13 protein-coding genes are annotated in these 16,173 nt (G+C 42.8%); 2 read left to right on the top strand and 11 right to left on the bottom strand.

What is annotated here, in order from left to right:
* Position 1: 1 nt before the first annotated feature.
* From gatA to D0469_RS10500, 10 genes are all read right to left on the bottom strand, one after another.
* The gene (gene gatA, locus D0469_RS10550) at positions 2–1,453 is read right to left on the bottom strand and encodes an Asp-tRNA(Asn)/Glu-tRNA(Gln) amidotransferase subunit GatA (protein ID WP_117326712.1); all 1,452 of its coding nucleotides are present in this window, start codon (positions 1,451–1,453) and stop codon (positions 2–4) included.
* Between the two features lie 12 nt (positions 1,454–1,465).
* Positions 1,466–1,756: an Asp-tRNA(Asn)/Glu-tRNA(Gln) amidotransferase subunit GatC gene (gatC, locus tag D0469_RS10545; RefSeq protein ID WP_117326711.1), complete on the bottom strand. Its 291-nt coding sequence runs from the start codon at positions 1,754–1,756 to the stop codon at positions 1,466–1,468.
* 840 nt (positions 1,757–2,596) lie between these two features.
* Positions 2,597–4,144, bottom strand: a complete 1,548-nt coding sequence (pruA, locus tag D0469_RS10535) for an L-glutamate gamma-semialdehyde dehydrogenase (RefSeq protein ID WP_117326709.1) — start codon at positions 4,142–4,144, stop codon at positions 2,597–2,599.
* 196 nt (positions 4,145–4,340) lie between these two features.
* Positions 4,341–5,510 carry a CamS family sex pheromone protein gene (locus D0469_RS10530; protein ID WP_117326708.1) on the bottom strand — a complete coding sequence of 390 codons (1,170 nt, stop codon included), beginning with the start codon at positions 5,508–5,510 and terminating at the stop codon, positions 4,341–4,343.
* A 12-nt stretch (positions 5,511–5,522) separates the two neighbouring features.
* Entirely contained in the window at positions 5,523–7,529 is a 2,007-nt protein-coding gene (gene ligA, locus D0469_RS10525) for an NAD-dependent DNA ligase LigA (RefSeq protein WP_117326707.1), read from the bottom strand.
* A 25-nt stretch (positions 7,530–7,554) separates the two neighbouring features.
* Positions 7,555–9,789 (bottom strand): DNA helicase PcrA, encoded by a 2,235-nt coding sequence (gene pcrA, locus D0469_RS10520; RefSeq protein ID WP_117326706.1) that lies wholly within the window; start codon positions 9,787–9,789, stop codon positions 7,555–7,557.
* A gap of 64 nt (positions 9,790–9,853) precedes the next feature.
* Positions 9,854–10,537: a heptaprenylglyceryl phosphate synthase gene (gene pcrB, locus D0469_RS10515; protein ID WP_117326705.1), complete on the bottom strand. Its 684-nt coding sequence runs from the start codon at positions 10,535–10,537 to the stop codon at positions 9,854–9,856.
* Between the two features lie 268 nt (positions 10,538–10,805).
* The gene (locus D0469_RS10510; protein ID WP_117326704.1) at positions 10,806–11,093 is read right to left on the bottom strand and encodes a YerC/YecD family TrpR-related protein; all 288 of its coding nucleotides are present in this window, start codon (positions 11,091–11,093) and stop codon (positions 10,806–10,808) included.
* 29 nt (positions 11,094–11,122) lie between these two features.
* A complete protein-coding gene (locus D0469_RS10505) occupies positions 11,123–12,166 on the bottom strand; it encodes a DUF3048 domain-containing protein (protein ID WP_117326703.1) in 1,044 nt (347 codons plus the stop codon).
* 86 nt (positions 12,167–12,252) lie between these two features.
* Positions 12,253–13,995, bottom strand: a complete 1,743-nt coding sequence (locus D0469_RS10500; RefSeq protein ID WP_117326702.1) for an adenine deaminase C-terminal domain-containing protein — start codon at positions 13,993–13,995, stop codon at positions 12,253–12,255.
* Between the two features lie 162 nt (positions 13,996–14,157).
* On the opposite strand from D0469_RS10500, the gene D0469_RS10495 reads away from it, so the two are divergent.
* Positions 14,158–14,415 carry a YgaP family membrane protein gene (locus D0469_RS10495; RefSeq protein WP_117326701.1) on the top strand — a complete coding sequence of 86 codons (258 nt, stop codon included), beginning with the start codon at positions 14,158–14,160 and terminating at the stop codon, positions 14,413–14,415.
* 265 nt (positions 14,416–14,680) lie between these two features.
* Entirely contained in the window at positions 14,681–14,794 is a 114-nt protein-coding gene (locus D0469_RS21990; protein WP_325048946.1) for an EYxxD motif small membrane protein, read from the top strand.
* Here D0469_RS21990 and purD read toward each other — a convergent pair.
* Complete coding sequence (purD, locus tag D0469_RS10490; RefSeq protein ID WP_117326700.1) at positions 14,763–16,043, bottom strand: phosphoribosylamine--glycine ligase; 1,281 nt, start codon at positions 16,041–16,043, stop codon at positions 14,763–14,765. The genes D0469_RS21990 and purD overlap by 32 nt on opposite strands.
* Positions 16,044–16,173 lie beyond the last annotated feature (130 nt).

Here is a 16,173-nt window from a genome sequence, read left to right as displayed (position 1 = left end):
CTTACAGCTGTGGCTTTCGTTTATGGTAGTCAGTTGCCTGCTCGTATGCATGGGCAACCCGGTAAACAGTACTTTCATCAAAATGCTTTCCGATAATCTGCAGACCTAGAGGCAGACCATTTGCGAATCCGCATGGCACTGAGATACCGGGAACTCCTGCCAGGTTAACCGGGATAGTCAAGATATCATTCGCATACATTGTTAATGGATCGCTTGTCTTTTCACCAATTTTAAAAGCAGGAGTCGGAGTTGTCGGTCCGACTATGACATCATATTTTTCAAACACATCTTCAAAGTCCTTTTTAATCAATGTACGGACCTTTTGGGCTTTTTTGTAGTAAGCATCATAGTAGCCGGAGCTCAATGAGAATGTTCCAAGCATAATCCGGCGTTTTACCTCATCTCCAAAGCCTTGTGCCCGAGTTTGCTTGTACATTTCGATTAAACTCTCCACATTCTCTGCCCGGTAACCGTAACGCACTCCGTCAAAGCGTGACAGGTTAGCTGAAGCCTCAGAAGAAGACAGCAGGTAATAGGTTGCCAACGCATATTTAGAATGCGGCAATGAAACCTCTTCCCAAGTTGCTCCAAGCTTTTCTAATACCTTTAATGCTTCAAGTACAGAATTGCGCGCTTCTTCACCGACACCTTCACCGAGGTATTCCTTTGGCACAGCGATTCTAAGCCCTTTAATATCTCCTGTCAGAGAATCAACAAAGCGTGGAACGTCGACGTTGGCAGAAGTAGAATCCATTTCGTCAAGGCCTGAAATAGCTTCCAGCAAATAAGCATTGTCTTCAACTGTGCGAGTGATGGGGCCGATTTGGTCAAGGGATGATGCAAACGCGATAAGGCCAAAACGGGAAACTCTTCCGTATGTAGGCTTTAACCCAACAACACCGCAGTATGCTGCTGGCTGGCGAATGGATCCGCCTGTGTCTGAACCAAGGGAGAATAACACCTCTCCAGCTGCAACCGAGGCTGCTGATGCACCAGATGAACCACCTGGAACATAATCCAGATTCCATGGATTCCGCGTTGCTTGATAGGCTGAATTTTCGTTTGAGGAACCCATTGCAAATTCATCCATATTCAATTTTCCAACTGTAACTGTTTGTGCTGCCCGCAGCTTTTGAACTACTGTTGCATCATAAATAGGGTTAAAGTTTTCAAGGATTTTGCTTCCGCTGGTTGTCCGTAAACCTTTTGTAACAATGTTGTCTTTCAGGCCAATTGGCAGTCCAAACAGAATCCCGTTTTGATTATCACGGGTTTCATCTAATGCCTTTGCCTGTGCACGGGCATTTTCTTCGTCCAAAGTTAAAAATGATTTTACTTTATCGTCTATACGGCTTATTGCCTTGTATGATTCGTCGACAAGTTCTGATACCGCAAGCTCTTTTTTAAATAAAAATTCATGAAGCTCTGAAGCTTTATGATCAAATAAAGACATAGTGTCCCCTCCCTACTCCAAAATCGATGGTACGCGAACATATCCATCCTTGCTGTCCGGTGCGTTCTTAATAACCTCTTCAATCGGCAGCCCTTTTTTAGCTTTGTCTTCACGCAGTACATTTTTCATATTTAAAACGTGAGAAGTCGGCTCAACGTTTTCGGTATCCAGCTCATTTAACTGCTCTGCAAAAGATATTATGGCATCAAGCTGCTTTGTGAATTTCTCTGCTTCCTCTTCCGAAACAGCCAGCCTTGCCAAATGCGCCACATGCTTTACCTGTTCAATTGAAATTCGTGACATTCATTCCACCTCCAAGTTCAAATCTTTAAATTTAAACATAATATACTGATAATATCAAAGTTTGACGGTTTAACGCAATAAAAGTTCCCGAGGAATAGTCACTGCTTTAATTTTCTTTCAGCCATGCCCTGATTGAATCTGCTGCGGTGATGACTTGCTTAAGGTTCTTCTCATCACTCATTGTTTCCCGGCTATGCTTCAACACCGGCCGGACCCTCTCTATTGACCGGCCCAGCTCATACATCCATTGATACCGGGAAATCATCCAAAGGTGAAAATGATGGATATCATCTTCATTGTAAAAGTAATAGACATGTTCATTTCCCGTACTTCCCTTTCAGCCTTTTGCAGCATGCGGATTAAAAAAATATTCCTCCGCTTCTTCTTCAGTAAGCTCGTCCACCGGATAAAAATTGTCTTTTTAATGCTACTATCAATAAGGGCAGGGATAGGATAATCAATATCCTGGCGGTTATGAAATGGGGCATTTCATAAATTGTTCCACCCGTTGCCCTATGGCACTGTTGGTGACCGTACAGCTTAAACAGGAGGTCTCCACCTCTCTTCCATCGGCAAATGTATTCTCCGCTTCCTATTATTTCTCCTTTCATGAATACATTCCTCAGCTATAATTCTGGCTTTTCTCCTCTTAATCTGTCGATTTTTTGCCGGAAGTGCGGAGTTTTTTAGCAATCTCAGGTGCTTATTCTCGAATGAATAAGAAGAACCGCAAATATTGTCCGGGAAATATCTATGATTCTACAAAATAATCCAGAAATCTCGTATGCTCGTTTAAAAGCCCTTTCCGCAATACGCGTAAAGGGCCTTATAGTTGATATATTAATACAATTCTGAAGTTGTTTTACCCTGCATATGCAGTGTCAGGTAATCCGGTCCGCCAGCTTTGCTGTCAGTTCCGGACATATTAAAGCCACCGAATGGCTGGTACCCAACTATCGCTCCTGTGCAGCCACGGTTGAAGTACAGGTTCCCTACATGGAAGTCTTCACGTGCTTTTTCCTGATTCTCACGGTTAGTGGTGATTACCGCTCCCGTTAAACCATACTCTGTATTGTTGGCAATTTCAAGTGCATGGTCGAAGTCCTTGGCCTTCGCAAATGCAACAACCGGACCGAAGATCTCTTCCTGCATTAAACGTGCATTCGGATCAAGATCCGCAAATATAGTCGGCTGGATGAAAAATCCTTTTGAGCAGTCACCTTTTCCGCCTGCCATTAACTTGCCTTCACCCTTACCAATCTCAACATACTCCATAATTTTGTTGTATGCATTCTGGTCGATAACAGGTCCCATGAAGTTAGTTATATCTTCAGGATTCCCTACTGTCAATTGCTTCGTCAATTCAACAGCGCGATTCAATACTTGATCGTAGACGTCTTCTACAATAACAGCTCTTGAACAAGCTGAGCATTTTTGGCCGGAGAATCCGAATGCTGATTTGACGATAGATTGGGCTGCAAGCTCAAGATCTGCTTCCTTATCCACAACAATTGTATCCTTGCCGCCCATCTCAGCGATTACACGCTTAAGCCAAATCTGGCCTTCGTTTACTTTTGAAGCACGCTCATAAATTCGTATTCCAACATCACGTGAACCTGTGAAGGAAATAAAGCGAGTACGCGGGTGATCTACAAGGTAATCTCCCACTTCTGCACCGCTTCCTGGTACAAAGTTTAAGACGCCTTTTGGCAGGCCCGCTTCTTCCATGACCTCAACAAATTTTGCTGCTACAACCGGAGTTGTAGAAGCTGGCTTTAATAGAACAGTATTACCTGTGACAATTGCAGCAACTGTTGTTCCAGCCATAATAGCGAATGGGAAATTCCATGGAGAAATAATGATTCCCACTCCCAAAGAGATATAATCATAACGATTATATTCGTTTGCACGGCTCTGTACAGGAATGCCATCTTTAAGTTTCAGCATTTGGCGTGCATAGAATTCCAGGAAGTCAATTGCTTCAGCTGTATCTGCATCCGCCTCATTCCATGGCTTACCAGCTTCTTTCGTTAATAAGGCAGAGAATTCATGCTTGCGTCGGCGAATGATAGCTGCCGCCTTGAAAAGTACGTCTGCTCTTACTTCAGGGTTCACTTTGCTCCACTTTTTAAAAGTTTCATCGGCAATCTTCATTGCCTTTTCTGCTAATTCACGGTCTGCCTTGGAAACACGGCCGATAACTTCTTCCTTATTAGAAGGGTTTACAGATACGATTTTATCATCAGTAGAGACTCTCTCCCCGCCAATCACCAAATCGTAATCTGTCCCTAAATATGATGCTACTGTTTTTAACCCAAGTAGATATTCTTCTTTGTTTTCTTTCACAGAAAAATCCGTAAATGGTTCGTGCTTATAAGGTTGTACCAAACCAATCGCCTCCATAATAGAAACTATTCACACCTATTTCATTTTAACTGAAAATTCAGAACTCTTCAATTATACAATAACTTCAAAAAGTAAGCACTTTTTCCGTATTCAGTTGTTAGACTGTATCCCCCTATTTTTTATTCCTCATATAAAAAACCCCGCCAGCAGATTTTCTCCACGGCAAGGTTCGCTTATATTACTTATAAATATGGACAAAGGGTTCTTTTGTTTCGGCTTTTCGGACAATTAGAGCTTCAGGTCCATTTACAGAACTGACCTCGACTTGGACAGAAATATATTCCGGAAAATGTTCCATTACAATCCCTGTTACATACTGGGTAAATCCTACGGCCTCAGATTTCCCATAGAATTGAATCGGAATATCTATGCTTAAATCCTGCAACTGGTCTTCGACATAAAAGGCTTTTCCAACTACTCCGTTAAAGTTTGGAAAATATGTCTCTACATCCTGCTTAAAGTTCTTAAACGCTGTTAAATCGTCCCGATGATTTTCTTCTGCTTCCCCTGAAGGAAATAAGACATACTTTTCCTTTACCGGTTCCCAGCTGCCAATATTTGAACTTCCATTATCCACATGAGTATAGGCAAAAAAGTTCCCTGGAACTACGGATTTATTTTCTTTCTGCTCAAAAAGGGCAATTGTAATCGGAACGTTTTTTAATTCATCCATTCCACGAAGGCGCTGGAGCAGCTTTTCAGCAATTTTTTTGCCTTCCTGCTCCATTGTTTTTTGAGCAATTTCGGTTTCGAAGGTAGCTCCGAACTCCTCTTTTTGATAATAATGGACAGAATTTAATGCAAGTCCGATTACGACACCTCCTAAGCTTACATTGTTCTTATCGTCTTTAAGCAGATAATCATGTTCCAGGATATGGGCAAGATAAATCGGATTCTTTGTATTCCTATCAGCTATGCTTCCTTTTCCAGGATCCAAAGGATTAAGTCCGATGTTGTCCTTATCTTTCATTTCATTCTCTTTTAGCTGTGCCTTTGTAAATTGACGATTCAGCAAAAGCCGGACTGTATCCTTCTCCAATACTTGGCCCTCTTGAAATAGATACTTTTCGGTATCGAAATTCTCTTGGGCAATTCGCGTCAAACCTGTTTCAAATTCGTTAATATCGTATCGAGTATTCAAGTTTGCAACCACGAGTCCTCTTGCCTTGGCGGGCTTAAAAGGAGTAATGATCCGATAGTACTCATCTGAAATCTTGTATTTGGGAATGATCGCTTTCTCCTTTTCTTCATTTGAATCTTGGACAACCTCATTCCTCTTCTCAAACTGGGGTGCACACCCAGCCAGCAGCAAGAAAAGAGCCAATCCCAGAAAGGAGATTTTTCTCATAACTTACACCTCTTATTTGTTTAATTCTTCGACCAGTCTCGCCTCATCCCACACTTCAATTCCTAATTGTTCTGCCTTCGTTAGCTTTGAGCCGGCTTCTTCCCCAGCAACTACGAGGTCGGTTTTTTTGCTGACGCTTCCTGCTACATTTGCACCTAAAGCTTCAATTTTTTCTTTGGCTTCATTTCGGGTAAGCTGCTCTAGCTTGCCTGTCAGTACAACTGTTTTTCCGGCAAAGAATGAGTCAGACTGTTCTATGTTTACAGGCTTTGGCCCTTTATAAGTGAGATTTACTCCTCTTGCCTCAAGTTCCCTAATTAGCTCATTTACTTCTTCCATTTCAAAGAAAGTAACTACTGAGTCAGCCATTTTTTCCCCAATCTCATTAATCGCTGTCAGTTGCTCGCGGCTTGCTTCTTGTAAAGAATGAATCGTTTGAAAATCCTGGGAAAGTATCCTGGCCGCCTTTTCGCCAACATGGCGAATCCCCAATCCAAATAACAGCCGCTCAAGCGAGTTATTCTTAGATGCTTCAATTGCACGCAACAGGTTATTGACGGACTTTTCCCCCATTCGCTCCAATGCAATAAGCTGCTCGAAAGACAATTTATAAATGTCCGCTACATCCACAATCAGGTTTTCACGGAACAGCTGGCTGATGACTTTTTCGCCAAGCCCCTCAATATTCATCGCATTTCGTGATACAAAATGAATCAGTCCTTCCCGGATTTGTGCCGGGCACTTCGGGTTAATGCAGCGAAGGGCCACTTCATCCTCCAGACGGACAAGCTCACTTTCGCATTCAGGGCAATGGGTTGGCATGTGGAAGTCAACTTCCTCACCGGTCCGGAGCTCAGCTAGGACATTTACCACCTCAGGGATAATATCCCCCGCTTTTTTAACAACGACTTGGTCACCAATTTTAATATCCTTTTCACGAATCAAGTCTTCATTATGAAGTGATGCACGCTGAACGGTTGTTCCCGCAACTTTTACGGGTTCAAGGATGGCCGTGGGGGTAACTACCCCAGTGCGTCCCACACTCAGCTCGATGTTTTTTAACTTTGTAACAACCTCTTCTGCCGGAAACTTGAAGGCAATTGCCCAGCGCGGGCTTTTTGCAGTCCGGCCCAGCTGCTCCTGCTGTTCATAGGAGTCAACTTTAATGACAATTCCATCTATATCATAAGGAAGGTTTGGCCTTTTTTCTACCCATCCCTCAACATATTCAAGAACTTCCTCGATGTTGGCACATTTTTTCCGTTCTTTGTTTGTTTTAAAACCAAGCCTGTCCAGCAAGTCAAGTCCCTCACTATGGGATGCAGCATTGGTATTTCCTGCATCACCGATCCCATATAAAAAGATATCAAGATTTCTGGAAGCTGCAATCCTGGTGTCAAGCTGGCGCAGTGAACCTGCCGCTGCATTGCGGGGATTTGCAAAAGGCTCTTCATCTCTTTCAAGCTTTGCGTTATTCAATGCTTCAAAGGATTTTTTCGGCATAAATGCTTCACCGCGGACTTCGAGAGTCATTGGTTCTCTCAGTCGGATAGGAATGGATTTTATCGTCCTTAAATTAGCAGTAATATCCTCACCAACCGTCCCATCGCCGCGTGTGGCACCTCTGACAAATATTCCGTCTTCATACCTTAATGACACGGCAAGTCCATCAATCTTCAACTCACAAACATAGGAAAAATTATCGCCGACTGCCTGGCGTACCTTTCGATCGAAGTCACGCAGGTCAGCCTCATTGAAAGCATTGCCTAGGCTAAGCATTGGCGATGTATGTTCTACCTTCTCGAACATTTCCAAAATAGTTCCGCCCACACGCTGAGTGGGAGAATCCGGCGTCACCATCTCAGGAAACTTTTCTTCTAATTCGATAAGTTCGCGAAGCAGGGTGTCATACTCTGCGTCAGGAATAGATGGCTTGTCCAGCACATGATATTCATAGCTGTATTGGTTCAGCAAGTTTTGTAAATCACGGACATGCGCTTCTGCAGTTTTCAAGTCCATAAGTCCAGCTCCTTAGGCAAAATAGTTACTCTTTCGTAATTGGCGCAAATTTGGCAAGCAATCGTTTGATGCCAGTCGGGCTAGGAAAAGCAATATCCAGTTCCTTGCCCTCTCCTTCTCCCTTAACGCTGACAACAGTTCCTACGCCCCATTTCTTATGGGAAGCTTTATCGCCGACTTTCCACCCAATTTCGTCTCCGCCGGTAGAGGACGGGGCATTCACTGGACGGGCGAACGCCCCGGCCCTCCTCGGGTTAGCCTGCTGCGAGGAAGAACGGGAAGATGACATAAAACTTGGGACACTTTTCTTCGGCATCAAGTCCTCCACAAGCTCCTCCGGAATTTCGGCAATAAACCGGGAGACAGGGTTCATATTAGTCCTGCCGAATAAGGTCCTCATCTGCGCATTCGTAATATAAAGCTCTTTTTCAGCACGGGTAATGCCTACATATGCAAGACGGCGCTCTTCTTCCATCTCTCCCTCATCAATTAATGAGCGGCTATGCGGGAAGACTCCTTCTTCCATTCCCATTAAGAATACAACTGGGAATTCCAGCCCCTTTGCAGAGTGAAGAGTCATTAAGGTAATCGTATCCTGAGAGGCCGTATCATTGCTGTCCAACTGATCAATGTCAGCTACTAATGCCAAATCAGTTAGAAAAGCAACCAGCGATTTATCATCATTTTTTTCTTCAAAGTTCTTGGTTACGGACAAAAATTCGTCCAGGTTTTCCAGACGGCTTTGCGATTCCAAAGACTTCTCCGCTTCCAGCATTTCTCGGTATCCTGCCTTTTGAAGCACTTCTTCCACAAGCTCAGTAACCGAAAGGTATTCTTGCATTTGTGTATATCCGCCAATTAAGTCACGGAACTCTCTTGCGGCCTTTGTAATTTTCGGACTGACACCAATCTGTTCAATTTCCTGGAGCGCCTGATAGATTGACAGATCATTCATCATTGCAAAATCAGCTATTTTGTCGAGTGACGTTGCACCAATTCCCCGTTTTGGCACATTGATCACACGGCGAAGCGAGATATCATCATCCGGATTTGCAATCAGCCGCAGATAAGCAAGAATATCTTTAATTTCTTTTCTGTCATAGAATTTAATGCCTCCGACAATACTGTACTGGATGTTGGACTTAAGCAAGACTTCCTCCATTACACGCGATTGGGCATTCGTTCTATATAAGATGGCAATATCAGAGAACGTCTTGTCGCCTTGTTTAACAAGTTCGAGAATCTTTCCGGCTACAAATTGCGCTTCTCCCTGTTCACTCTCAGCGCGCAAATAAAAAATCTTACTTCCCTCGGCATTTTCTGTCCACAGATTCTTTGGTTTACGGTTACTGTTGTTTTCAATAACTTTGTTTGCTGCCTGCAGTATCCTTTTTGTTGAACGGTAGTTTTGTTCAAGAAAAATCATATTGGCGCTAGAATAATCTTTTTCAAATGAAAGGATATTCGCGATATCAGCGCCCCTCCAGCCATAGATAGACTGGTCCGAGTCCCCTACAACACATAGATTCTTGAACCGGGAGGCCATCTGTTTTACAAGCATATATTGAGCGCGGTTCGTATCCTGATACTCGTCCACATGTATGTACTGGAACTTTCGCTGGTAATATTCCAGTACCTCAGGCACCCGCTGAAATAGATGGATCGTCATCATAATCAGATCATCAAAATCAAGGGCTTGGTTTTTGCGGAGTCGTTTTTGATACTCTGTATAGACCTCTGAAGCTACTTGGTCATAATAACCGCCAGCATTTTTGCTATATTCTTCAGGGGTAATCAGTTCATTCTTTGCCGAGCTGATAGATCCCAGAATCGCCCGGTGATCAAATTTCTTCGGATCAATATTTTTATCCTTCAAGATTTGCTTAATAACCGATTGCTGATCTGTTGTATCCAGGATTGAAAAGTTCCTGTTGTAGCCGATCCGGTCAATATCTCTTCTTAAAATCCTGACACACATCGAGTGGAAAGTAGAAACCCAGATTTCTTCTGCAGCTCCTCCAAGAATACTGCTAATCCGCTCTTTCATCTCCCGTGCTGCTTTATTTGTAAAAGTAATCGCAAGGATATTCCAGGGGGCTACTTGTTTTTCAACCATCAAGTAGGCAATCCGATGTGTAAGCACACGCGTTTTTCCGCTTCCCGCCCCGGCCATGATCAATAAAGGGCCATCCGTGCATTTAACCGCTTGCTGCTGCTGCTCGTTTAACCCTGCCAGTAATTTATCACTTAAATATTGCATATAAGCACCACCATATCAGAACATTTGTTCCATTCATTATACTAAAATTTTTCTTTACATACATCTATTTTACTGCGGAAACTGTTTGTAACGCTTCGTCCAAATTTTCATATATAATGTTGCCCACAACAATGACATCAGCCAGTTTCCCCATTTCCGCCGCTTGTATAGCGGTTTTAATGCCTCCGCCATAAAAAAGTACGGTGCTATCCAAGATGTGTTTTACCCTTTCTACCAGCTTGGGATCCCCGTATGTGCCGCTATATTCCATATAAAAGATTGGCAGACGGAACATTCTTTCAGCCATCATTGCATACGCCAGCACATCTTCATCATCCATTTCAGCAGCTGCATTCGTTAACGCTGCCGCTTTGCAATCGGGATTTAAAATACAGTAGCCCTCGACATAAATTTCGTCCCAATTCATTATTTCTCCGTACTCTTTGACCGCTTGATGATGAAGTTTCATCATCCAATTTGGATCAGAACTGTTCAGTACTGTTGGAATAAAATATAAGTCAAAACCGGGTGAAACCGATTCAACAGACGAAACTTCCAAAACACACGGCACAGTATAACGGCGAATCCTTGCCATCAAATCGAGTACATTCTCAATGGTCACGCCGTCCGTGCCGCCGACAATAATCGCGTCGGTACCTGATTCACACACCCGTTCCAATGCTTCATCACTTATTTGTTTATTAGGATCGAGTTTGAAAACATGCTTCCACTCGCGATAATCGTACATTGTAAAGCCTCCCATTCTAATTCCCATTACACCATTATATCATTTCTGTTTTTCAAGAAAAAAGACTATTCACTGTAAATTATCCCCTTTGCTTCATTAGGCCAGAAAAAAGCAAAGCAGACTCTAAATTTCCCTATTTTAAAAATAAGGAAGATCTGTTCATGGACAATGCAGCAAAAAGTGAACGAATTTTTGAAAAAATTATCCGGTTTTCTCAGGATTACATAAAAAAGCAGGCAGAGATTAAGTAATCCCTGCCTGCTTTATTTTACTTTAAACGATCCAATGCCATTGTATAGGCATCGTTTCCATAGTTCAAGCACCGTTTTACGCGTGAAATCGTTGCTGTGCTTGCACCTGTCTCGGTTTCGATTTTATGATACGTTTTCCCTTCCTGCAGCATACGTGCCACTTCAAGCCGCTGGGCCAGGGACTGGATTTCATTTACCGTACACAAATCATCAAAGAAACGGTAACACTCTTCAAGATCCTTTAATGATAGAATAGCTAAAAATAACTGATCGAGTTCTTTGCCTCTTAGTTTATCAATTTGCATAGAGTGACTCCTTTTATCGTATTAGCTCATTAATTGCTGTTTAAAGTAATATCGTTGGCTATTCCTGCTTCCGAAACAACAGCGATCCAGGTTTTTCCTGGCATTAGCCCTGCCTCTTTGCCCTCCTGGAATGGTACGATTCTCCCATCGATATTCCGCCATTCGGCTTCATTCATCTTCCCTTTTTGCAGCAGAATGGCTTTGCCGCCAGCCTTAAAATCAATATCTCGCCGTCCGGCTTTGTCAATTACTTGGTGAGGTGCCTCAATGACCAATACATTGTCAATGGCTACGGGCTCCTTAGTCTCAGAGTCTACCGTCTGTTCCCCATCAGAATACCGGATAAACTTCCCTGCACCCTCATCATATTCAAAGGTTGAATCGAAAACAGGGGAACCATATGCAACCTTAATAGATACAGCCTCTTCTCCCATCAGGCTCTCTATCTGTTCTTCTGTTAAAAATGTAAAAGCTTTAGGTGCGGATTTGCCATCAAATGAATTATCACTTATCCCTTTTTCTATCTTTTCAAAGGTTATGTAGGAATTATGTGGTGCCTGGCGAAAGCTTGCCCTTTTAAAAAGGGTTCCATCATACTCCATACCATTTAAATGATCGATATAACCGCTATCTAACAGTTTTTTCGCATCCGGACTGTAGCCATGGGCAATAAAAATACCATTGAGCCCTTTTGCAATCCGGATATAATAATCACGGGCACTCCGGACAGGTCCTATCTTTTCTGGTCTTTCACTCTGAAATACAGCCAGGAACCTGGTGACATCCCCTTCAGCAAGCATTTCATATACGATATCCGCTTTTGACAGGCCTGTCTGGGGGCGGGCTTTCGGATGGTTATTTACCATTACTGCTATTGCCCTGCTTTCAATACTTTCATCTGTGCCAATCCCTGTCAACGGATATTGGTTCACAAACTCCTCCTCAGCACTTACCTCTTTTTCAAACTTAACGTCCTCTTTATCTATTTTTGGCGTTTCTTTCCCCACATCTTTGTTACAACCCGCAGCCATAAGCGACATCGCAAGCAAACATGCAACGGTTTTTAGCTTCATATAGGACACTCCCCGCTCTTTAAAAAGAGCTATATTTCCCCTAGGTCATCTTATATATTATCTCTATCTATTATCACTCTTATATATTAACGCATTATTGCAGGGAAGAGTACTTTTTTATTCATAACATCATACAAGCCACTTGGCGTAATCCGAATATAAGGCAAGTGGGTCGATGAAAAGAATAGCAGTGTATAAACAGGATCAGAGAAGGAATATCCTCTTTCCTGAAGAAGACTTTTCAGTTCTTTTTCCTCTTTTATCAGCAGCTCTACAGGTTTATCTGACATTATTCCCTGAAGCGACAACGGCATTTCATAGATTGGGCTTTCATTTTCTGTTAGAACAATCCCTCCACCGATCTCCTTCAGCCGCTTAAAGGCCGCCATCATATCACTTTTTTTCTTGCCGATTAACACTATATCGCCTGTGCTGGAATAGGAGCTGGCAAAACCGTGCAGCTTTGTAGCAAAGCCCTTTAATACGGTATTGATTCTCCATTTGCCATTTCGGTCTATCATCATGAAGAAACACTCGTCATGATCAAAAGAAAGCTCTTCATAGGACATATCTGTAGAAACAGAATAGGGCTTGGTAATAACATCATTAACCATCTGTATCCCGAAAGGCATGGAAAACTGAAGATCGTCCTGGTCTATTTCCCAATCAAGGACAAGCGGCTCAAAACCAAAGGACTTCCAATCCACCTTCTGTGTGTCCTCACAAGCAATTCCGTTTCGTTTTACCCACATGCCTTTTGCAAGGACGGACACAGGTGTAGGATTATCGGGGCTTTCAAGGAAATTGATGTTAGCAACCCGTCCGGTTGCAATGTTGCCGTGCAAATATTCTATATTGTAGTACCTGGCAATATTGATCGTTGCCATATTATAGGCATCAATGACAGGAACACCCGCCTCAATGGCAATCTTGATTAAAACATCGATAAAACCTTCTTCATAAAAAGCCGGAGGAGAACCGTCCGTTGTATAAAAGAATTTATCGAACTGATCAATTCCCAATTCCTGAATCTCCCGCAAAAGCTTAGGCAAATCAGGACGAATCGATGAGTTTCGCAACGAAACCGCATATCCCTGCATAAGCCGAGACATAACTTCTTCTCCGGTCATCGCTTCATGGTCACAATCCGCCCCTAAAAGCATCATTTTTGAAAGCGTTTTCTCGGATGCCCCCGGAAAATGGCCCTCAATCTGCTTTCTCATCCTCTTTGCTTCCTGAATCCAGTGAAGCATCATATCATCGCCATCCAGAAGCTTGGGCCAGCCAGTCAATTCCCCTCCCTGAAGGACGGCATCATGCTCAAGCCAGGTCTTAACATTCGTATGGGAAAAGACATTTTCCTCACGCTGAATTTCCGTTTGTGCATCAAAACGGCACCACCAATACATAGACACAGGCAAATTCCGAAATTCCCTCAATAAAGAAAACGCTTTCTTTTTGTCGGGTTGTAAAAAAAGCACCATGTTATCATTTATAAGTGTTGTCGTTCCAAAATGGGACGCATAACGAGAAAGTGTGTGGGGATTATATAATTGAAATGGATGGCTATGGGGTTCTATGTAACCTGGGACTAAAAATCGTTTCTCACAGTCGATAATTTCGGTACCTTCAATATTTTCAGGCAAGTTACTCCCAACATATATGATACGGTCGTCATAAATCCAAATGTTTGCGGTTATCCATTTTCTTAACACCTGATTTAAGTAAGTTGCATTTTTAAGCAGAATATGTGGTGCATGTAAACCGTCCAGCACGGCAATATGCTCACGCAGATGCTTGTTTTTCCACCTGTAGCGCTGTTCCAGCATGAACATCCCTCCATTAGGCACGGATCAGTGCATATATAAAATGTTTTTAAATATACAGATAGTGCAATTAATTGTTTTTCCTATATACTAACATATTTTACCGTTTAACACATTAAAGTTTTACAAAATTAATGTGATTAATTTGTGAAGGAGAAGGTGGAAATGGACGTCAAACAAAATATTGGCACAATGAATGCCTTAATCCGAATAACATGCGGCTTCACCTTACTTTCATGGTCCACGGCTAAAATGATAAAAAGGCGGCGGCGCGGCTCAGCTTTGTTAGTTGCCTTAATAGCAGGTATGAAGGTAGGAGAAGGTATCCTTCGCTACTGTCCTGTAACGGAAATGCTTACTGAAAGCAAGGGAATGACGGGTAGTGAAAATAAGGACGATAGAATAGAAAATCAATCTTATTAAATAAAAGAGGCTGTTGGCGCATTTCATCTGAAATACGAACAGCCTCTTTTTGAAACAGAAAGCGATTTTTATGGTTGTGGTATTCCGATTACCAGAACAAATAGGCTAGGCGTCCCTTACATCAATCACAGCTTCACTTAATTATTTTCTTCGTTAAAATACGCTGTTCAATCGTTTGATTAATAGATTTTTTGCTTAATTCGGCTTGTCTCTTTCTACTCGTTTTTTACATATCTTCTCAAGTTACTCAAAAGGAGTTGAGCATATGGTTGCTGAATATCTGTCAGACATGACGTTTGTACTAACCCTATTAATCGGGTCACTCGTGGCTCTTTTATTCGTTTACGTTAAGAAAGCAAAGAAGAAGCGGCCTGAATAGCTCTGTGCCCAATATCGCTTCTCCAGAACAATCCGTCACACTGAATATGGCCAAGCTGTTCATATACTTTTTGTTTTGCAGCATTTATATCTTTTGCCTGAGCAGCAACCAGTAACACACGGCCTCCGTTTGTGACAAATTCGCCTGCATCGTTCAAAGCTGTTCCGGCATGGTAAATATATGCGCCTTTTTCGAATTGATCCAATCCCTTAATTTTGCTGCCTTTTTCATATGAGTCCGGGTAGCCCTTTGCTGCCAATACAACACCAAGAACCGCATCTTCATGCCACTGGATTTCCAGCGGCTTTTCTGCCATTACGGCTTCAATTACATCTACAAGGTCCGTCTTGAGTCTTGGAAGAACAACCTGTGTTTCCGGGTCGCCAAAACGGGCGTTGAATTCGATCACCTTTGTGCCTTTGCTTGTTAACATTAATCCGGCGTAAAGAATTCCTGTGAATGTCCGGCCCTCGGCTTTTAAAGCGCGGGCTGCGGGAAGCAATACCGTCTCAACCGCCTCTTCGACAATTCTGTCTTCAATTTGCGGAACGGGTGAATAAGCACCCATTCCCCCTGTATTTGGTCCGGTATCACCGTCAAAAGCCCGTTTATGGTCCTGAGCGATCACCATAGGATATACCTTTTCTCCACTAACAAAGGCCATTAACGAGAATTCCTCTCCCTCGAGATAATCCTCGATTACCAGCTGGGAAGCCGCTCCATTAAACTTATCCATGACCATCATTTCATGAATCGCATCCAGAGCCTCCGCCTTCGTCATCGCAATAACGACACCCTTGCCCGCCGCCAATCCATCTGCTTTTAAGACGAACGGTGCTTCATTGGTATCAATATGCGCCTTTGCATTTTCATAGGAAGTGAACACTTCATAACCTGCTGTAGGTATTGAATATTTCTTCATAAGATCTTTAGCAAACGACTTGCTGCCTTCAATGATTGCTGCATTCTTTCTAGGACCGAAGGCCTTCAGCCCAGCAGCTTCAAATTCATCAACAATCCCATTTTGAAGAGGAATTTCAGGGCCCACAATTGTAAGCCCGATGCTTTGTTCTTTTGCAAAAGAAATTAATGATGAGTGGTCAGTTTCTCCAATAGAGATAAGCTCTGCTACATCCGCCATCCCAGGATTTCCGGGAGCCACATATACTTTATCCACACGCGTACTTTCAGAAAGCTTCCTTGCAATCGCATGCTCCCTGCCGCCGCGGCCAATTACCAGCACATTCACACTTAACGCCTCCTCGAAATCTATAAGCTTATCCTGCTTTTAATAGATAGGTAAGTTTAACTTTTTAAACATGTCTAGATGTATAGCGCCGATTGCCGACGTCTCGACAGGACGAAGGCTGCACACGGTC

Source organism: Peribacillus saganii (genome assembly GCF_003429095.1).
Classification (GTDB): Bacteria; Bacillota; Bacilli; order Bacillales; family DSM-1321; genus Peribacillus; species Peribacillus saganii.
The sequence above is the reverse complement of the archived record's forward strand: the minus strand, read 5'-3'. Positions and strand labels throughout refer to the sequence as shown.